Annotated in this window: 13 protein-coding genes; 6 read left to right on the forward strand and 7 right to left on the reverse strand. The window is 46.8% G+C overall.

All coding sequences use genetic code 11. The annotated features are described in order from the left end of the window. The first annotated feature begins 37 nt into the window (after positions 1 to 37). From potB to H579_RS0108670, 3 genes are read left to right on the forward strand one after another with little or no spacing between them, the layout of a single operon-like run. Positions 38 to 895, forward strand: coding sequence for a spermidine/putrescine ABC transporter permease PotB (gene potB / locus H579_RS0108660; protein WP_028300342.1), 858 nt, complete (start codon positions 38 to 40; stop codon positions 893 to 895). Beyond that, the gene (gene potC / locus H579_RS0108665) at positions 879 to 1709 is read left to right on the forward strand and encodes a spermidine/putrescine ABC transporter permease PotC (RefSeq protein ID WP_245583235.1); all 831 of its coding nucleotides are present in this window, start codon (positions 879 to 881) and stop codon (positions 1707 to 1709) included. The genes potB and potC overlap by 17 nt, the downstream gene beginning before the upstream one ends. Continuing rightward, the gene (locus H579_RS0108670) at positions 1706 to 2734 is read left to right on the forward strand and encodes an extracellular solute-binding protein (RefSeq protein WP_028300344.1); all 1029 of its coding nucleotides are present in this window, start codon (positions 1706 to 1708) and stop codon (positions 2732 to 2734) included. Before potC ends, H579_RS0108670 begins: the two co-directional genes overlap by 4 nt. Positions 2735 to 3000: 266 nt before the next feature. Here the strand turns inward: H579_RS0108670 and H579_RS0108675 are convergent, their stop codons facing one another. From H579_RS0108675 to H579_RS0108700, 6 genes are all read right to left on the reverse strand, one after another. Then, positions 3001 to 3222, reverse strand: a complete 222-nt coding sequence (locus H579_RS0108675) for a (2Fe-2S)-binding protein (RefSeq protein WP_028300345.1) — start codon at positions 3220 to 3222, stop codon at positions 3001 to 3003. 187 nt (positions 3223 to 3409) lie between these two features. Beyond that, on the reverse strand, positions 3410 to 6373 hold the full coding sequence (locus H579_RS28545; protein WP_084624038.1) for an HD domain-containing phosphohydrolase: 2964 nt from the start codon (positions 6371 to 6373) through the stop codon (positions 3410 to 3412). Positions 6374 to 6784: 411 nt separating this feature from the next. Further along, a complete protein-coding gene (locus H579_RS0108685) occupies positions 6785 to 7771 on the reverse strand; it encodes a GlxA family transcriptional regulator (protein ID WP_051227460.1) in 987 nt (328 codons plus the stop codon). Positions 7772 to 7980: 209 nt separating this feature from the next. After that, positions 7981 to 8520, reverse strand: a complete 540-nt coding sequence (locus H579_RS0108690; RefSeq protein ID WP_028300348.1) for an isochorismatase family protein — start codon at positions 8518 to 8520, stop codon at positions 7981 to 7983. 115 nt (positions 8521 to 8635) lie between these two features. Continuing rightward, the gene (gene murI, locus H579_RS24940; protein WP_157834582.1) at positions 8636 to 9439 is read right to left on the reverse strand and encodes a glutamate racemase; all 804 of its coding nucleotides are present in this window, start codon (positions 9437 to 9439) and stop codon (positions 8636 to 8638) included. A gap of 33 nt (positions 9440 to 9472) precedes the next feature. After that, positions 9473 to 10375, reverse strand: coding sequence for a LysR family transcriptional regulator (locus H579_RS0108700; RefSeq protein ID WP_028300349.1), 903 nt, complete (start codon positions 10373 to 10375; stop codon positions 9473 to 9475). Positions 10376 to 10589: 214 nt separating this feature from the next. Between H579_RS0108700 and H579_RS0108705 the strand changes: the two genes are divergently transcribed. From H579_RS0108705 to H579_RS0108715, 3 genes are all read left to right on the forward strand, one after another. Further along, positions 10590 to 11156 (forward strand): YceI family protein, encoded by a 567-nt coding sequence (locus H579_RS0108705; protein ID WP_028300350.1) that lies wholly within the window; start codon positions 10590 to 10592, stop codon positions 11154 to 11156. 165 nt (positions 11157 to 11321) lie between these two features. Beyond that, positions 11322 to 12155: a hypothetical protein gene (locus H579_RS0108710; protein WP_028300351.1), complete on the forward strand. Its 834-nt coding sequence runs from the start codon at positions 11322 to 11324 to the stop codon at positions 12153 to 12155. Positions 12156 to 12434: 279 nt separating this feature from the next. Next, positions 12435 to 12779 carry a 4a-hydroxytetrahydrobiopterin dehydratase gene (locus H579_RS0108715; protein ID WP_028300352.1) on the forward strand — a complete coding sequence of 115 codons (345 nt, stop codon included), beginning with the start codon at positions 12435 to 12437 and terminating at the stop codon, positions 12777 to 12779. Between the two features lie 160 nt (positions 12780 to 12939). Here H579_RS0108715 and H579_RS0108720 read toward each other — a convergent pair whose 3' ends face one another. Next, the gene (locus H579_RS0108720; RefSeq protein ID WP_036565817.1) at positions 12940 to 21222 is read right to left on the reverse strand and encodes an RIP homotypic interaction motif-containing protein; all 8283 of its coding nucleotides are present in this window, start codon (positions 21220 to 21222) and stop codon (positions 12940 to 12942) included. Between the last annotated feature and the right edge of the window lie 30 nt (positions 21223 to 21252).

Below are 21252 nucleotides of genomic sequence, written 5' to 3' on the forward strand. Positions count from 1 at the left end.
CAAGTCGATCTATAGCGTTCTGCTGAGGATATTTGCGATGAACTTTCGCCGCTTAATTATCTCCGTCACCCTGGCCTGGTTGACGGTATTTGTTTTTTTGCCTCACCTGTTGCTGGTCGGCACCAGCGTCATGACACCCAACCCCGATCATCTGGTGGTGTGGCCTGTGACACTGGATAGCTTTGAGAAGGTATTTACCCCGCTCTATTTCTCTGTATTCTGGCACAGCCTTGAACTGGCGGCTATTGCAACAGTAATCTGCCTGATGCTGGCCTACCCTTTTGCCTGGATACTCTCGACCTTTAACAGCCGTACTCAGGCCTTACTGCTGTTTCTGTTAATTCTGCCATTCTGGACGAATAGCCTGATCCGAACCTATGCCATTAAGATTCTGCTGGGTAAAAAAGGCCTGGTCAATGCGACGATGATCAACCTGGGCATTATTGATGAGCCGATACAACTGCTCTATACCGAGTTTGCGGTGATCTTTGGCCTGGTCTATCTCCTGCTGCCTTTTATGGTACTACCGCTCTATTCCAGTTTCGATAAGATGGATAAGAGCCTGCTGGAAGCGGGCCGGGACCTGGGCGCAGGCACAGTGCAGCGTTTTCGTCATATTATCCTCCCCTTGACCATGCCTGGTATTGTCTCAGGTAGCCTGATCGTCTTTCTGCCTGCCATGGGCATGTTCTATATTGCGGACCTATTGGGCGGTGCGAAAAATCTGCTTCTGGGCAACGTCGTGAAGAATCTGTTTCTGGTAGCCAGGGACTGGCCAATGGGCGCAGCCTTTAGCGTAATTATGATGTTAATGATGGCTTTAATGTTACTGCTCTATGTACAGGCCAATAGACTGGTCAGCCGTAAAGGAGGCCTGCATGATAGCAATCTCTAATCTGATGGGTCCGAGCAAAGAAGGCAAGGGGTCAGCCCGCTGGGCAAAAGCTGGTCAATGGCTGTTTTTGGGCGCTATTTTCTTCTACCTATATGCCCCTATAGCCGTTCTGGTTGTGAACTCTTTTAACCAGTCAAAATATGGCCATAACTGGAAAGGCTTTACCTGGAAATGGTATGAGAAGCTGCTGAACAATCAGAACCTGATGGATGCTTTCTGGCACTCAATCGCCATAGGTTTACTGGCAGCCACCTTTGCAACCCTGCTTGGTACTCTGATGGCCTACGCCTTATACCGCTACAACTTTACTCTAAAGCGGGTGACCAGTGGCATGCTGTTCGTCGTGATGATGTCACCGGATATCGTACTGGCGATCACCTTTCTCGTGATCTTTATGGCATTGGGTATTCACCTCGGCTTCTGGTCTTTACTGATCGCCCATATCACTTTCTGCCTGCCTTTTGTGGTGATTACGGTCTATGCCCGTTTAAATGACTTTGATGGCAACCTGATCGAAGCGGCACGGGATCTGGGTGCCAGCGAAGCACGTACCTTTTTTACAGTAGTCATGCCAATGTCCATGCCCGCTATTGTCTCAGGCTGGCTGCTGAGTTTTACTCTGTCACTGGATGATGTGATTGTAAGCTCATTTGTCACAGGCCCCAGTTATGAAATTTTACCGATCCGGGTCTTCTCCATGGTCCGGGTGGGTGTATCCCCTGAGGTGAATGCACTGGCCACAGGCCTGTTGATTCTCTCTGTTGTTCTGGTTGTTGTGGCACAACTGATATTAAGAAAAGGAAAAAGCCAATGAACAAACTACTGGCTGCCAGCGCTATTCTGGCATCAAATCTGGCCTTTGCTGGCGACAAGGTGGTGGTTTACAACTGGTCGGAGTATATCGACGAAAGCGTAGTTGAGCAGTTCACCGAAGAAACCGGTATCGAAGTTGAGTACGCGACGTTTGACAGCAACGAGGTGATGTACTCGAAACTGAAGCTACAGCAGGGCAAAGGTTACGACATCGTCGTGCCTTCCACCTACTATGTATCCAAGATGTCCCGTGAAGGTCTGCTACAGCCCATAGATAAAAGCAAACTGAGTAACTTCGGCAACCTGAATGTTGACCTACTGAATAAAGATTACGATAAAGGCAACCAGTACAGCGTGCCTTATTTCTGGGGCAGTACCGCAATCAGCTACGACGCCGACTCTATTGAAGCCGGAACCATCACCTCCTGGAAAGATCTGTGGAATCAACAGTGGGAAGGCAAACTGCTATTGACTGATGATGTGCGTGAAGTTTTCCATATGGCGCTGCGCATCAACGGTCATAGTGGTAATACCCGTAACCCGGAAGAGATCAAGCAAGCTTACGAAACGCTGAAAAGCCTGATACCTAATGTACTGGTATTTAACTCTGAGGCCCCACGGGAGCCTTTCCTCTCCGGTGACGTTTCTGTGGGTATGAACTGGAACGGTGAAGTCTATATGGCACAACAGGAAGGTGCCAACCTGGAGTACGTATACCCGACAGAAGGCGCTGTTTTCTGGGTTGACAGCCTGGTGATTCCAAAAGGCGCTGAAAACGTCGATAACGCCCATAAATTTATCAACTTCCTGTTGAAAGCAGACGTTGCCAGAGCAAATGCCGAATATGTGGGTTACGCCACACCAAACCAGGCTGCAATTCCTTTGCTCAGTGATGAGGTACGCAACAATCCGGCAGTATTTCCTTCTCAGGAAGATATCAATAACGGGGAATTCCACCACGATATCGGCGACGAGGCCTCTCAGCTGATGAATGAGTACTGGCAGAAGCTTAAAACCGGCATGTAATCCATCATTATCCGGCCTTTTACAGCTTAGTGCTGTCAACTCAAAGCCTGGTGTCTTAGCCTGATAATGGCAAATAAGATACCGGGCTTTGTTCATTTAATAATATCAAGAATACCTGGAAGCAGATCAAAGAAGGATAAACAGGGGAATAAGGAAAAAGAAAGGTCCACGGCTAACAAACAAAGAGCCAATCAAAAACGAGGAAAGAGAGTAATAAAAAGAGCCTGCGCAGTTAGACCCACACAGTTAAAATAGAAGACGGCCTGTTACGCCGCCTTCTGACCTGCATCCACAATTTCTACCATCACAGCCTGCTCAGCCAAACGATCAGATTCCGCTGTCAGGATTTCACGGGCATCTGACACACACATCCCGCAGCTATTCGCCAAACCCAGTTTTTTACGCAAGGTTTTAAGATCGCTATCACCCGCCTGAATCGCATCTCGAATTTGCTGGTCGGTTATACCGGAACATAAACAGACATACATGGTACTGGAGTCCTGAATCGCAGTTATTAACGGAATCAAACTACCGATATACTATATGATAAGATTTATCATTTGCAAGTCTATTTATACCCATCCTGACAAGCTCTCTCATATGACTTGCACTTACGAATACGATAGTCCTGACACAGCGGGCCATTACCAGAAAGAGACATACCACCCCCTTCTATTAAGACAGATACTGTGAAATATCTACGTGATCGATCTGTTCTGGTAGCAGGAACTTTTCAGCATAGTCTTTATAGACGCCGGAGGTCAGGAACAGATCGAAGATGTCGCCATCAATGTGTTGGTCTTTCTTAAAGAAGCTGAGAATTTTGATGGATTCAGACAAAGTTTTGGCTTTTTTGTAGGGGCGATCTGATGCTGTCAATGCCTCGAAAATATCAGCAATCGCCATGATACGAGAGGGAATGGAAAGCTCTGAACTCTCGAGTTTTCTCGGGTAACCGGTGCCAATCATTGTTTCATGATGCGTACCGGCATATTCAGGTACACGCTGCAAGTGCGCGGGGAAGGGCGGAGCCTCAAGCATAGCAATGGTCTGCATGATGTGTTCTTTGATCTTAAAATGTTCTTCCGGTGTTAATGTACCACGACCAATGGAAAGGTTGTAAAGTTCACCACGGTTATACAGATCCTGAGGTACAGGAACTTTAAAGTTTAAATGCTCATACTGTGCTGTGACATCGCTCTGGCGTGGAATAATGTGGTAGGGCTTGTCCTCTAACAACTTCTCAACGGCTGGCGCAACGGCAACATTCTGAAAACGCTGCGCTTCTTCATGAGACAGCCCCTGCTGAATATCAAAGTGACGTACCCACGTTTCTTCTGCAATATTTTTAAGACGTTCAAGCTTGTCGTCACTCATAAATTCACCGCCAACATTACATTCGGCAACGAAGGCGAAATCATCAATAAGCTTGGCTTTACGTTTATCAAATCGTTCCTGAGCCACGTTGATATCTGCGCCGCTGACTCGCTCTTTATAATAAGCAATTTCCGCATCACGCAGCAGCACTTCAAATCGAGTACGTATTTCATGAATGCGGTTATAGATGGTCTCCAGTTTGGTGGCTTTATCAACGACATATTCAGGAGTGATTACCTTGCCGCAATCATGCAACCAGGCTCCGATGGAAAACTCGCGCCACTGTTCTTCTGTTTCAAAATTGAAATCGGCATAGATGCCATCCTGCTTTTCGCATGCTTCTCGCGCCAGCATGATGGCCAGTTCCGGTACTCTCTCGCAGTGTCCACCGGTATAAGGGCTTTTCGCATCAATCGCACCAGCAATCAGTTGGATCATAGCATCCATCAAACGTTCCTGAGCATCTAACAGGTCATGGTTATAGAGGATAGTGGCAGCCTGCGCCGAAAGCGCTTCGACAAAGCTTTGAATTTCATCACTGAAAGGGATGATGTCACCATTTTCATCCTGTGCATTAATGATCTGCAAGGCACCTATTGCGTCACCACCACGTGGTTTCAGAGGAACGGTAAGAAATGACTTAGAACGATAGCCGTTCATTTCATCAAACACTTTGGTACCGGAGAAGTCGAACAGGTCATTATTATATGCATCTTCAATATTGACCGACATAGCACGATGGACCGTATGACTGACTATATTGTGGTGATTCTCTTCCCCGGCCTCATTAAACAGGGGCACCGGAGAGAGGACAGGCTCAACGCCGCTTGTCCCACCCATCTGGATATCCAAAGACGTGTTATGAACAATTTTGAAGCTCAGGGCATTATCTTCAATTTTATAGAGCGTTCCCCCATCAGCATTGGAAAGCTCTTTGGCCCCCATCAACACCATCTCCATGACTTTATCGGTATCACGTTCGGCAGACATGGCGATGCCCAGTTCGACCAAACGATTAAGTTTTTCCTGCGATATCGTCAAAGCCCCGGCATTTTCAGCCAATGATTTGCGCATATCATCAAAGCTGTTTTCCAGTTCAAAAAACTCAACAATATGGGACTCACGGTTTCCACTCTCAACAAATTCAAGCTGCTTGATCATTTTGGCCTGCTTGACTAACCGGCGAACCCGTGAAGACAAACGGTCACTAAAAATCAGCGATGCGGGGATAAAAATTGCGAAACTGATAAGCGTCAAAATAAAAATACGCTTTTTCATTGAAATAAAACTTTGACGGAAATCGTCCAAAGGTGCACTGACGGCAATGTTCAGTGCCCCAGAAGCGATGTCAAGGCTTACGATGTTTGCAAGATAGGTCTGCCCATTCACCCCAAAGCTTCTAAAGCCAACGTCTTTTTGTTCGGAAAAATATTTAATGTCTGCACGCCGGGCATCCTGTAAAGGACTTAAGACGCCTACATTTTCAATGCTATCAGATGCCGCTATGATACGATGATGCCGGTCATAAAGAATAACCACCCCATTTTCAGAGACTTTCTCACCAGAAACAAACTCCCCGAGTCCAGATAAGGTTAGATCTACACCAACCACCCCTATCGCACCGGTAATTTTATGAGATGCCGTCAGACCCGGCTGTTGCAGAGAGTGGAATGAATACACTTCTGAAAGCTGTCCCTCCGGTCTCTGCATCGCGGATTTATACCATGGGCGCTGACGCGGATCATAACGGGTACTTTCAACCCGTCTGGCTATCTGTTTAAAGTCTGCATCCAAAAACGCCCAGTTCTGAGTTCTCTCTTGGATAGAATGACTTAAAATAGTACGGGCAATCCAGACTGTACCAGCCGGTGCATTATGGGCCTTAGCGATGCTTTCTCTGTCATTTACAGCAATTAGCTGGAGAAAGCTCCCATCTTCAAAACCTTTATAAATGGAATAGTACGTTTTATCAGCTTCCAGGATACTACGAAAAAGAGGTAAAACCGACATGTCCGGGCCATCACCACTGACATATTGTAAGCCTGCTCTGCTGGACACTATTTTCGCAATTTCCAGTGAATGCTCCAAAAGGGCCGATACTTTTGTTTCTACATTCTGAGAGGTGACTTCAAATAAGCTTTTGCCAACTTCTTGAGCGGCTTGTTTTCCTGAAACCCAAAGAATGGCAAGAATAGTCGTGGACAGGGAAGTAATGATCAATAGACTAGCCAGTGTCAAACTCAATCTAAAACGTATACGCATAAGTAACTCCGTCGAGATCGCACAAAAAAACAATACCGCTTAGGGAACCTCTGAAAAAGCTAGCTAGTTGATAAAGCCGGTCTTTATTCTTCTTCAGTCCTTTCTATTTCAATCTTTCATAATGTAAGTATGGTGGTCAACTAATTCTGGACGTTCTATTAGTTTTTTAAGCGCTATAAGGCCTGATAATAAGCCGGCACATAAGTTTTTCGGCATCTATGCTTCTGCCTTCTCCGGTCTGCAGCCGGAGAAGATAGAAATATTGATGTGAAGTGTTTTTAAGGGAAGCAGTTTACTTCTGGTAGTCATACAAAACACAAATAGAAAACAGAGACAGGGTTACTTTATGACCCAGAGCAATAAATCCAACCGATGTAACCCCAGGCTACCATCTGACTTTTTCAGGATAGGCTATTTATCTTCACCGTTACGAAACTGAGCCGGACTGACTCCCAACCAACGCTGCCATAAACGTCTCAGGCTACGTTCCGAGTCAAAACCACAGCGGTGTGCCACCTCTGCCAGCGGTAAATTAGTTTGCTGCAAGAGTTGTCGGGAAAGCTCCAGGCGGGCTTGCTGAATCCAATCCTGTAGTGAACAACCGGTGGCCTGTTTGAATACCCGTCTAAGCTGACGCTCCCCCAGGTGTACCTTTTCTGCCAGCTCGGCCATACGCCAGGCATAACCTGGCTGGGCCATCACGCTATCCTGGATCTGGTGCACCCGGGAATGGATATGATTACGATGCTGCAGCCAGAAACTCAGCTGCGGTTCCTGACCACTGCGTCGTTGAAATACCACCATATCCCGAGCGATACGCGTCGCCAAATCATGACCGTAGTATTCAGCAGTCATCTGTAGACATAGATCAATCCCTGTTGTAATGCCCGCACTGGTCCAAAATTTATCGTCTCTGACAAAGATACAGTCCTGCAGCACCTTAGCTTGGGGTGCTAACTGCTCCAGAGTTGGTAGTAGCTCATGGTGGGTGGTACATTCCCGACCGGACATCAATCCCGCATAAGCAGCCAGCAGAGAACCCGAACAGATACCGCAGATCAGCTGGAACTGATCTGCGGTGTTGGCCAACCATTCTCGGGCCTCACGGTAATAGGGCTCATCCAGATGCAATGCCGCACGACTGGTGCCAATCAGAAATAACCAGCTATCCTGAGAAACTGTATCAGGCAAAGGCTCCAGCTGACTGAACATCAACCCCTGATGACACCTCAGCTCACTGTCTGTCGAGATATAGTGCAACTCCACCTGATCCCTTAACCAATCATGACCAAAGATCTGCCCAGGAGCAGCCAGATCCAATAGGTGAACACCAGGCAGTGTCAGCAGATAGACCTGTCGTTTATTTTTCTCAGCACAGTTATCAGTGATAGCGGTCATCGTTGGGACAGATCCTTATCATAGCACTCACAATTAGGACGTAGCTCTAACATCAGTCACCCCCTTCATACTCTTGCGATACAAGAAAAACCGTTACCGCATGACCGCAATACACACTTACGCAAAAGTGTTTCGATATTTTCCGGCCAATGGCTGAAGCATAAAGCCATTGGCTAAGGAGAAAACTTTTGTGTGAGTGCTTGAATAACTTACAGATAATCAGCAACCTGAGTAATACGGGCAAAACGATCTTTTAACACCGTTGCAGTGCGCTGATACAGCATCTGAGCAGAGACCTCTTCACCGGTAATCGCATCGACCATAGGGAAGGTCAGAGTCGCATCCAGAACAAAATCCACCTGATAACCCAGATCACTGGCGACACGGGTTGTGGTTTCACAACACTGCTCCGTACGAATGCCGCAGACTTTCAGCTGCTCAATGCCCTGCTCCTGTAGCCAGACATGTAGACCACTATCTGTTAGGGCATTATGAACCTTCTTATTAAACACCAGCTCGCCATCCTGAACCTGAATAAAATCCATTAAGCGGACAAAACCGGACTCAGGTGAAAAGACACCTTCCTCTTCATTATGTAGCACATAGATCACTTGCCACCCTTGTGTACGGGCAGCTTGAATTAACGCTGCGACATTACTTTCAAAACGGCCATGATCACTGGTTTCCCAAACGGCACGCTGTTTAAAGGAGTCCTGTACATCAACCACTAACAGTGCAGCCTTACTCATCACTCGCTCTCCTGAACTTAATAAAGTGAAACAAAATCAGTAAGGAAAGTGTATGGGGAAGCCGTTATAGCCAACAGGCCGTAACCTGACCTATAGCGGTCATATCCGGACATCTTCATTCTGCACCCATAGCCCAGACTCGGCTATGGCCAAAACCTAAACGACTTAAAGAGGTTAATAGCGTGGAGGTTTGATCAACTTCAGCGGTCAAAATTGCCTGGTGCGGCATATGCTCTGAAGATGATATCTGTGGTAGTAGAGCATCTACCCGACGGGCAATGGCCTGACCGGAATCTACCCAGTTGATCTTGCGGGGCGCAATCTGTTCCAGCTCAGGGACTAACAAGGGAAAGTGAGTACAACCCAGCACCAGAGTATCCAGATCCTGCTGAGCAAATAGCGGGGCTACCGCCTGAGCTAAACGCTGCAGATCCACTGCTTTACCGGCCAGCTTATCTTCAGCCAAACTGACCAGATCGGTAGTGCCTAAACGAGATACCCGACAGCCCTCAGCAAACTCATTCACCAGTTGATCGGTATAACTGCGCTGTACCGTACCCGGTGTGGCCAGTAAACCAATATGCTTGGTTTGAGACAAGGCCGCAGCGGGTTTAATGGCAGGCACAACACCCACCACAGGTACCGATAGACTCGCGCGCAAAGCAGGCAATACCAGCGTACTGGCGGTATTACAGGCAACTACCACCAACTGTAGCGGATACTCCTGTACCACCCTCTGTGCCAAAGTAGCCACCCGATGATTCAGCCAAGCCTCGCTTTTATTGCCATAAGGCAGAGCGCCATTATCAGCCAGATAGAGTAGCGAAAGATCCGGTCTCAGTGCTTGGATATGTTGTGCAACCGATAGACCACCGACACCGGAATCCATCACTAATACAACCGGCTCTTCTCTCGTCACACCCTGCCCCCATCAGTCTTGAAAACACGGAGTTTACCATCTCTGACTATTCTGGAAGTACTCACGCAGAAAATCCACAAATACGACAATACGCTGCGGCAGAAACTCTCGGTGCTGATAGACCGCATACACATTAAATGGCTCTGGTGGATAATCATCCAAAATACGCTGCAAACGTCCCTGCTCAACCAGCTCATTAGCCATAAAATCCGGTTGATGGATAATGCCCATGCCCTGAGCGGCCGCTTCACACAAGGCTCTGCCGTTATTCACCGCCAGAGTCCACGGAATTCTTACCCGGATACGCTCGCCGTCACTGTCGCGAAATACCCAGTAGTTTCTATCGTGGGACAGATAGGTGTACTGCAAACACTTATGCTGCTGCAGCTCGTCGGGTGTTTGTGGGATGCCATACTTTTGCAGATACTCGGGAGCCGCATAGACATAACTGGCACACTCGGTGATTTTCCGGGCCACCATGGTGGAATCCGTCAGGCGCGCGATACGAATAGCGACATCAAACTTATCTGCCAATAGATTACGCTGGCGATCATCCAGATCCAGCTCAATACGTACCAGTGGGAACTGCTCCTGAAACAGGCAGATCGGTTCCATCAGATGCAGCAGGCTAAAATCCATCGGTGCAGTTAAACGCAACAGACCTCTGGGCTCCTGTCCCTGCTGAGCGACTGAAGAGTCCAGCTCATCCAGCTCCAACAATAAAGCACTGCAGCGATTGTAGTAATACAGCCCCTCATCCGTAGGACTAACCCGGCGGGTTGTGCGGTTCAGCAAACGGATACCCAGCTCTTTTTCCAAACCCGCGATATACTTGCTGACCATCGCAGTGGATAGGCTCATATCCCGTCCTGTTGCGGCAAAACTTTCACGTTCAACCACCCGACAGAAAACGCGCATTGCGGTGTATTTATCCATTTTTCCCTCGCAAAGATTAATCAAGATCGATCCACTAGCCGACAGAGTATTTCCGGTAAAGTTCACACTTTATTGTTAACTATAAAGAAATAGTTTTTACACTTTACAATGGATTATCAAGCCAATAATTCACGGATAGAATGCACACATCTCCTGTGATAACCGAATACACAGCGTTCTTAACCGATTAAATATTTCTGAGAAGGTCATTAATATGTTGAAGTCTATGCTAAAACCAGTCCTGCTATCTGCTGCTCTGATCTCTGGCTCTGCGATGGCAGCGAACTACGATATCGACGGTGCTCACACCACGATTCTGTTTAAAATCAATCATATGGGTTTTAGTGAAACCGTCGGCCGTTTCAACAGTTTCTCTGGTAACTACCAGTACGATGCCAACAAACCACAAAGTGCTCAGGTGGCGATTACTATCGATGCTGATAGCCTGGACACCAACCACGAGGCCCGTGACAAGCACGTAAAAAGCCCGGATTTCCTGGACACTAAGCAGTACCCAGAGATCTCCTTTAAATCCACCGCTTTTAATGGCAATGCTGATAAAGGTGTACTGACCGGCGACCTGACCATGCACGGCGTAACGAAGCAGGTTGACCTGAACGTGGTTAAAATCGGTGAAGGTAAAGATCCTTGGGGTGGCTACCGCAGCGGATTTAACGGCACTATAACATTGAAGCGTGCTGACTTTGGTATCGATCAGATGCTGGGTGGCATCGGCAACGATGTGAAGATCGAACTGTTTATCGAAGGCATCCGTAAGTAATTGTTTTTAAAAATCCTTATCTGATACGCTGTGCACACCAGCCACCCTTTCCCTTCCTTTTTACAAGGAATGTTAACAGGCCAATATTAATAGGGCAGTGTTAGCGGGGGTGGCTGACAGCAAGATGCTGAAAGAGATAAGAAATCGCAATAGAGGTGAGTCGTAATGTATGGTGAATCCGTTTCACCTTTAGCGATGCTGCTGCCAGTGGTGGTTTATCCGTTACTGGCAGCGGTCGTTTTAGGCCTGGTATTATTCCAGTTTGAGCATAAACAGCTGCAAAAACCGGCATTCTGGTTAGCCACCGGCCTGATCTGGTTAGCCTGGATCACTGCAGCCCAAGGTATTCATACCCGTTGGCAACTACCACCGAGACAAGCGCTGGATTGGCTATTAATCGCCAGTTTGGTTCCGGTGTTAGCCACCCGATTACCGAAAGAATATCGCATGTCCGGCTTTGGTGTGGCCTCAATGCTAAGCTTTGCGCTAGTAGCACAACCGCTATTAGGCCGCATGAGTACCATTGAAATCTTCACTCAAGTTGTGGGTTGGCTGCTGTTTTGCGGTATGGCGATCAGTGCTTCTGATCGTCAGCAAAGTGCCTTTCGTTTCCCTGTCAGTCAGATTGTGATGATCGTGACTTCCGCCGTGGTGATTGGCATCAGTAGCTCGTTAAACACCGCACAGATGACCGGCTCTCTGGCCGTGGTATTGGGTGTCATCTGGTTGCTGAATCGAATCGTTGCCCTATCGGCACAAAGCATACTGGCCGTGACCCAAGCCACAATGGCCCTGTGGTTATTTATTCTGGCTTATGCGTTCTACTATGCTGATGTCAGCATTTATGCTCTGATGCTACTGGCACTGCCACTGTTGATCAAATGGACGGATAACCCGGGTGATACCTGGTGGAAAAAGATCGCCACAACAGTAGCTATCAGCCTGTTACCGGGTGTGCTGGCGATCTGGTGGGTATGGCCTGAACAGTCTCTGTACTGAGATAAGCCTGATACCTGAGACAGCTGGCCTCATGTGACATCAGACCACAGGCCAACTCAGCTTAACTGAGTTACAATGCTTGTCATTGAAAGCGTTAACCGCGAGTACTGCGTGCACTCCTCACAACCCGCGCCAGCGGGTTGGCACGCGGAGCCTTTCCTCCCTTACTTCTTTTCCACTCGTCGTCACTGATCACTAAATAAGCACTTTTTTCCGCGATCTGGGCAATATTCAGCTACGCTTGCAAATAGAAGACATAAGAAACGTGTGGAGCCAACCATGAGTGAACTCAGCCAATATTCCTGTGAAGCCTGCCGTACCGATGCCCCGAGAGTAGAGGGGGATGAACTGGAACGGTTACTAACAGAGGTGCCTGGGTGGCAATTGGAAGTGGCTGATGGAGTTCGCCAGATATCGCGCAGTTACCAGTTTAAGGATTTTAAGTCGGCGATGTTTTTTACTAATGCCGTTGCTGATTTATCAGAATCTGAAGGCCATCACCCCGCTATTTTGACGGAATGGGGCAGAGTGACTGTGTCCTGGTGGACCCATAAAATTCTAGGACTGCATAAAAATGATTTTATTATGGCATCCCGTACCGACGAAATTTTTGAAAAGGGCTAAACGGCTTTTAGCACTCAAAGCTCACTTGCATACAGCAGGTATTATTTGAACCAATTGCTGATCCAGTTAAATGCATAAGCCGTTTTAACCCTAATCCGTATTTTGTTAGAAAATAGGCCCAGCTTTCCATAACCGGCCGGGCCTGTCTTCTAATACTCTTTTACCAATCTAATGGGGCGTCTTCCGCGCCATCACTAAAGCCCTCATCAGATGACGGTTCCATATCACTGAAGCTTGAATCGTCGCTCTCTACCGCTGCATTATCAACGGCATTATCGAGTTCACCAACCCAACCAGAGTTATCTGAAGTATCAACATTCCCTTCAATCTCACTGGTCCAGTCATTGGCTGGCGAGTTATCCGCGAAGGTAAAGAAGTCATCAGTTTCATCCACTTCTGCTGATTCGTCGACCATAAATGGATCAACCTCTTCAGCTTCATCGACCATAAATGGATCGGCTTCAGCCTCAACTTCTTCGACTTCGGCTACACCTTCAGAACCGTCCGATACAGCATCAGTCTGTTCTTCTGCAGTATCTGAGCTTTCTTCGCTTGCTTCTTCTTGTGTCATTGACTCTGGATTTTCCTCTGCAACCTGAGAATCTTCCTCGTCAGTGGTTTCCTGAACAGCTTGCTCAGCACTATCCTCTGCTGATTCAGCCTCTTCCGTATCTGAGTCAGAACTATCCTCTACCGATTCAGGCGCTTCTTCAGCAGAATCATCGGCTACCTCTGAAGTGTCATCTGAAACAGGTTCTTCATCATCAGCAGAATCATCGGCGACCTCTGAGGTGTCATCTGAAACAGGTTCTTCCTGACCAGTCTCACCAGCAGACTCATCGGCGACCTCTGAAGTGTCGTCTGAAACAGGTTCTTCCTCACCAGTCTCGCCAGCAGAATCATCGGCTACTTCTGAAGTGTCATCTGAAACAGGTTCTTCCTCACCAGTCTCGCCAGCAGACTCATCGCTTTCATCTTCAGAGCCTTCATCAGATGCTGCTTTTTCATCTTCTTCAGACTCGACAGCAGTTTCTTCTGACTCTTCTTGAGTCCCTTCCTCTGGCGTTTCTGCGTTCTGTAGCGCCTGGATCTCTTCCAAGCTCATGGTGAAACCGGCTTCTTCAAACGTGATTACACCATCATTACCCACATCTGAAGCATCAAAGCTGGCGACCAGCTGATCACCTAAATACAGTTCAACTGTATCCCCTTCATCAAACTGGAAAGTCCCACCAGATAGCTCACCACTTAAACCAGAAGATGTTTCGTAATGTAGACCATCAATGGACTGGTTAGCCAAATTGGCCGTGACAATGGAGTCATCAATATGCTCGTCAAAGTCCGTTTGATCTGAATGCTGTTGCAGCATACTTTTAACATGGGCCATGGCTTCTTCTTCGCTTACAGCCGTTTTACCCACTTGTTCAAGAACTGCTTTAACCTCGGACTCAGAAGCTGTCTTCAGGTTGAGAGAAACACCATCAAACAGAGCATGAGTACCATTACTGATCGTAATACCATTATTAGGATTACCATCTGCATCCAGAGACTGTAAGAAGACCCCCATGTTCTCAACATACTCGTTGTTCAGATCAGAACGATCAACATTAGCCAGATCCTGCAGGAAGATATTGGATTGTGCCATATCCTCTGGCGTAGCCGTTCCAATAACGACATCTCCTACCTTAAAGGTAACTGAATCACCCTCTCTGTATTGAAACGCGCCTTGTTGATCAGTGAATCCCGATAAACCAGAGCTTGTCTCATAAGCCAGACCTTCAATGACGCCGTCAATAATAGTTTTAGTCTGGATAGCACTATTATCATCGGCAGGATCTGCAGTCCCCATATCTTCTGTTGATATAGCGGTTACCTCAATATTGAGCCCACCAGGACCATCACTGGCCAGCTCGACTGGACTTGTCAGGGTAAGCCCATCAAGTTGATCCGGCGTTAAAGTTATGGACCCATCTGTAATAATAAGATTGTCACCATTATCATTGGTCAGACTACAGCCTTCAGGAATACCATCTACTCTGAAAGACAATTCTTCACTGTCATCTGTTAGCGATGCACTCAGATCAAGGTTATAACTGAACGTCGCCCCCTCATTATCCACATCATCAGATTCAGATAGTGATGGATCACCCAGATCAGGCTGATCAGCTTCTGGGGTCACAATAAAGTTGAAGGACTGAGTTACAGCGGTATCCAGAACATCACCACCATCAACGGTTTTGACACTGACATTAATGTTCATGGTGCCACTGTAGTCTGCAGGAGGCGCTACACTCAAGGTTTCAGCTTCAACCTGCGTCAGGTTGGTAAAGCTCACCTGGCCACTGTTGCCGACAGTAACAGTTTGGCCTGACACAGAAACAGTGGCTCCCGGTTCAAGTCCATCCAAGGAGATGTTTAACTCTTCGTTCACATCATCCAGTGTCAATACCAGACCTAAGTCAACAGCAGATGCGTCCTCAACAACGGTCTGATCGCTAATCTCATCCAGAGCAACATCATCAGCCTCAGGCTCAACGGTAATCTGTACTGTCTTCGATACTGGTGTTGTTAACGTATCCAGCACATTGTCATTAGCATCTACTTCAACTGATTGCACATTAACTGTCAGATCAAAGTCGCCGCTATAATTAGGCCCTGGCACCAGCTGAATACTTTTTGCCTCTTCTGGAGTCAATAAACTATTCTCTGTCAGCGTTTGTGTTACACCAAAACTATCGGTGTACTTGGCACCAAAACCATTATCGACAAACTCTTCACTAAAGGTGATCTTGAGTTTTTCACTACCATCCAGATCAGTCATGATTACATCAAGATCAAGTGGCATACCCGAGTCATCTTCAGTACCTACAACACGGTTAGTTTGTGCACTACCGGCATCAACTTCTGCTATATCACTTGCAACAGGATTGATTGTCAAAGTAACACTGTCTGCACCTTGCTCAATCTCTTTGGTGACTTTATCCAGGCTGAATGCTGTCACGTTAAGGGTAAAGGTGCCGCCGTAGGTATCTGTAGTATCGTGTAACTTCAGTCCGCCATCTGCAGGCACTTCGTCGCCTTTTAATACAATATCAACGGTTCCGTCACCATTATCACTGTAGTTACCAATCTGGACGCCGTTAGCATTATGGATAACCAGAGCATCAGGCACACCACTGATCTTCACAGACGATATTTCACTGCCATCGCTATCATGCTGCAGGACCGAAAGATCCAGAGGATAATCTTCCGTTTCGTCAATACTGTCTGAGGAAGGCGTCAAATCAACATCAATCTGATCAACTTCAGAAGCCAGATTAATACTGAATGTCTCCGTCACATTCAGTGTCACATGATCAGTACCATTGGCATCCGTATCGATACGGGTGTAACTAATTTCAAAACTATAAGATCCATGTGTATAGGCATCTGGTACAAAAGCAACAGAACCCAGGTTCTCAGGTGCGATAGTATAAGTACCATCGCCATTGTCTATGATGCCTGTCCCTGTTAGCTGCCCTCCGTCCTGAGGTGTTAAAGTAACATCACCCTGTAAGGTTTCGGAACCGTCTGTGTCAGACGATGTAATCTGGATGTTAAGGTCAATACTCTCTGCATTGCCCCCATCAATTTCAATACCACCCTGGGCACTGGTCTGAGCATCATCCAGTACAGGATCAATATCCAATACGATTGTTTCCGAAACTGTCGACTGGTTACCTTTGCTATCTGTCGCAATGATATCCACATCAAAGCCAGCATCGCCGTTAAAGTTAGCGTCGGGATTAAAGTTAATCGCCCCGGTTCCAACAAAACTGCCATCCGGCAACTGATACATATCACTGGTATCAACTGAACCATTATTCGTCGCGGTTGTTACCACGTAGGATACGTCAGCACTACCGGCTGTTGTGCCGCTCAAGACATCATCAACAGACACATCCTCGGTGCCTTCATTTTTGCTATGCACAGATAGAGTAGGCGCCGAACCACTCCCTGGAATTTCTAAAGAGCCATTCACTTCACCGGCAATTGCATCACTGTATGTACCGTTCCCATACTCAATGGTAAAAGTATGAGGCTGATCAAACAGGATATCGCCGTCATTTTCTTTACTGACCGGAATGATTTCCAGATCCAGAGAGCCATCACCTGCGTTTACTTGCAGAATCTTAATATTGGCCGAGTCAAAGGCATCAGCAGGTACAACCCACACACCATTACCCGCATTAATACCATTTTCGACCATCCAGGTCGTATTTGGAGAATCCAAACCAGACTGATCACGGATTATGTAGTACTCAGATTCGGAGGTATCTATATCAGATACCGTATCGTGGTAACTGTCTTCGATATTAATATTATGCGTAACAATATCAGATAGGGCTGTATTGGCATTATCATCACCAGTTACGATTTCAGAACTAACCTTGCCATCTGTAATAGCCAGGCTTGAGCTATCAACACTATTACCTGCTACATTGGTGATATCGACATAGAAACCATTATCTGGATTTGCATTACCATTCGAAGTCGAGGCATCGAATACGATATAGTTGAAACTGACACCATTATTGGCCTGATCATACGCCTCTTGATTACCATTTAGACCATTACTGGTTTTAATATTGGATTCTGTGAAGGACTGAGACCCACTCAATCCTTGAATATCAATTTCGCCAACTTTATCACCAGAAGCATTATAGAAAGAGATTACTCCATCAATAGATGCACCTGAGTCCAAGTTAATGGTGAAACCAACCTGGCTTGCCGACTGACCTAAAGTAACACCAATGCTTTCGTTTTGATCCAACCCTTCGGATTGGTTACTTGAACTGCCCTGACCATCTTGAGCAACACCAAAACCTTTTCCAGCTGTGAAAGAAATCGGAGCATTAGCGCTATCTAACTTGCCAGTATTAAGCATCTGATTATAGCCATCGCCCTGATAACCTCCCATCTCAAATAGGGTATCAGACGATAGACCACTTGTTACATCATCGACAATAAAGCCATCATCATCAGTGCCATCAGTATCATCAGTGGTACCGTTATCTGGATTATCGGTATCTTCCCAACCATCCGCAACGCCAGTGACATTAACAGTATGGCCTGTCACAACCTCTTGAATATCTTCGTGAGAGGTTGAGCCATCATCCATGTCATCTTTCAGATATCGATAGAACTGAATACCAGACAGATCTTCATTCGAATGCTGCGGGGCCTTCACCTCAACGGAAGCCAAATCACTCTGATTGAGATAGATCAGGTTATTGGCATAATCAATCACCAGATTGTCGCCCTGCACCTGGATATCCTCACTGGTTTGCCCCAGACCAGGAATCTCTATTTTCATGTCATAAGCGATGCCATTGTAGTCATACTGACCTTCAACCAAGGTATCACCATCATTGGAGCCTACGATTAAATTAAGGTCTATCCACTCATCTTCATTACCCGAAGATTGGCTATCTCCATACGACTCTACATCCGGCTCCACCACAATCGTCATGGTATGATCAGACACAAGAGTATCCGTTTGCTGACCTGAGTCAGGATCAAGATCCAATACAGTGACACGAATACCGAATTCAATGGACCCACTCATATCTACATCAGGCGTTTTTAGCTGGATGCGGTACTCACCACTATCGATCTTTTGCAGGGTCTCATTGTCGATGCGCCAATCAGTGGTACTGCCATCAGTATCAGCCAGTACCAGTTGATCAAACAATTCATTGCCATTGCTATCCACAATCCGTAGGCCAACGTCGCCGGGGACATTACGAATCAGTGCATACACTTCTTCAGAGAAGTGTTGATCTTCTCCCGAAGCGATCTGGAAACCAGCCAGATCTTGCCACTCACCACTCTCGGTCAGCTCAATTGGCGCATCAGTTCCACTGACTAACGGGTTATCTGCAACACTGTTCAGCTGTACTTCAAAGGTATCGGTTACCTCTTTAGTTTGCTCGCCGCCTACAGTCCCATCCCAGTTAGGTTCAGTGGATTTTTGATTCAGAGTCAGCGTAAAGTCTTCATTACTATCATGTGCAGGTATCAGGCTCAGGTTTTCAACAAAGCTATTGAATGCCTCTTTTGATGTCAGAACAACTTCACCCGCCTGAGGGGTATAATGCTCACCATCAGAAGGGTCCAACACAATTTTTATAGAACTCAGGCTACCGCCTGAGCCGTCGCCATTTAACAAATTACCATCTTTATCAAAAATGAAAGTATCGGCAGGGATATCCTCAACCTTCAACTCAATCACTTCGGTATTGGTGTATTTACCCGCACGGAAGTTAATCTCAAGATCAATAGCATCGGATATATCGTAGGTGCCATCTGCCCTCTGGGTAAGAGCTCCCGTACCCTGATCACGCCCACTGTCTTCATCTGCCCGTACACTGGTCACCGAGATCAGGTTTTCATCAAGATCCGCGCTACCGGAGACATTAATAATCAGCGTATCCGCTGTCCCCCAGACCTGGTTGGTTTCTCCACTGTCACTCCAGCGATTATCCGAACCTGAACCATCTTCATCCTGATCAATGACCCCGGTTTTAATCTTAAGACTCAGCTCACCATTAAAATGAGCCGGTGTTTTAATCTGCAGGCTATCCAACTTATCAGCTGGGACATCTACATAACTGTTGGAGTTTTTAAAGGTGTAAGTTCTGATATTGCCATCACTGTCTTCGTAACGAAGCTGGGTATTTGTCGGCAGATTAGTGTCGCCATCAGAATAAAAGCGCACATAGGTGTTGCTTTCACTACCATCTGCGTCACCAGTAGAAGCGGTTAACTCATCAAAAACATTAACCCCATCACTCCAACCGGCATCTAACGACTGCCAGCCATCATCTTCCAATAACGTATCCTGATAAGTTACAGACTCCGATGTTAGCTTATCCAGTGTCCAGGGTTGGTCAGCCTCTGGAGTAATCACAATAGATTGTGTAAACGTTGCTACAGAACCATCCTGAAGACTCAGTTGATAGTCCAACTCAATATCTTTGCTACTGTCCACCGCTGGCGTTAAAGTGAGCTCCAGAGCTTCCTGCCAGCTTGTCGCTGTATATTCACCGCCATTAACAGTGATGACATTACCATCACCATCCTTAAGCGTCGCATCCGCTGGAATATTTGAAATAGTGATTGAAGAAAAGTCTGCTTCTTGGTGAATATCATCCAGATTTTCTAGAATCGTAATATCCCAGTCACCACCGGCTCCAACACCTTCCTGAGTATTCGTATTATCCTCAATACCCGCAATATCCAGGTCACGGATGGTTGTCGTCACCGTAGCATCATCATAATCAACGGTTTCATATTCACCACCCGGCGTATAAGCAGCATCTTCACTGTAGGAGTTCTCGACCAGCTCTACGGTGAACGTTTCGCCATTATCTGCCCAGGCATCATTAATCGCTGTGGCATGAAATACTTCATCCAACTCGACCTGAGTACCGCTGATATCGTAATCATTATCTTCGGCATCATTGTTGTTGAAACGCACGTTGACATGACCGGACAAATCAACAAAATCGCCGTTGTCGTCCAGTGCCTTAACAACATAGTAAGCACTGGTGCCACCATCTTCATGAATCTGAGTCGCATCAACAGGGTTGCCATCACCATCACGCAGGATATTTCCCTGCTCATCCGCAGCAAACAATTTCAGGGTATAGGCGCTGTCATTATCGTCAGGTGTAGAGGTATTGGTTTCGTCCAAAATAGTGGTAGTCACCGTATCAGGTGCATACTGAACCGTTTCATAAACCCCTGCATTACTGAAACTGCCATCATTAAGAGAAACTACAAAGTTTTCACCGCTATCGGAAATATCGTCATCTTTCGCTGTTGCGGTAAATTTCTCACCCACCGTGACAGTTTGAGGACCAGGACCAGAGTAGTCATCATTAGAGATGTTATCGCCGTTGGTAAAGGTAATATCAATGGTACCTTCCGGCTGCTCAGCTAATGGATTACCTGCGGCATCTACAGCTTTCACCACATAATAGGCCGTTGACTCACCACCTTGAGTACCGGGTTCAGAGATCTCTGTCGCATCAACAGGGTTACCATCACCATCACGCAAAATATCGCCGTTCTCATCAGCAGCAAACAACTTCAACGTAAAGGCGCTGTCGTTATCACCCGGGGTGGCCGGGTCATTATCCATTTCATCCAGAATGGTGGTGGTCACCGTATCCGATGCATACTCTACGGTTTCATAACGGCCACTGCCATCTGCAGTATTGCCCGCATCTTCGCTGTAGGAACCCTCATCCAGTGAAACAATAAAGTTCTCTGCATTATCAGAAAGGACATCATCAACGGACTCGGCACTGAAGACACCGTTAACATTGACGGTCGTATTGCCGTAGGTGTAATCATCCCCTGTTGTCGCGGTTCCGTCCGTAAAGCTGACATTCACGGTGCCCGTAGGTTGTTCTGCTAATGGCTG

This window comes from Oceanospirillum beijerinckii DSM 7166 (genome assembly GCF_000422425.1).
Classification (GTDB): Bacteria; Pseudomonadota; Gammaproteobacteria; order Pseudomonadales; family Halomonadaceae; genus Oceanospirillum; species Oceanospirillum beijerinckii.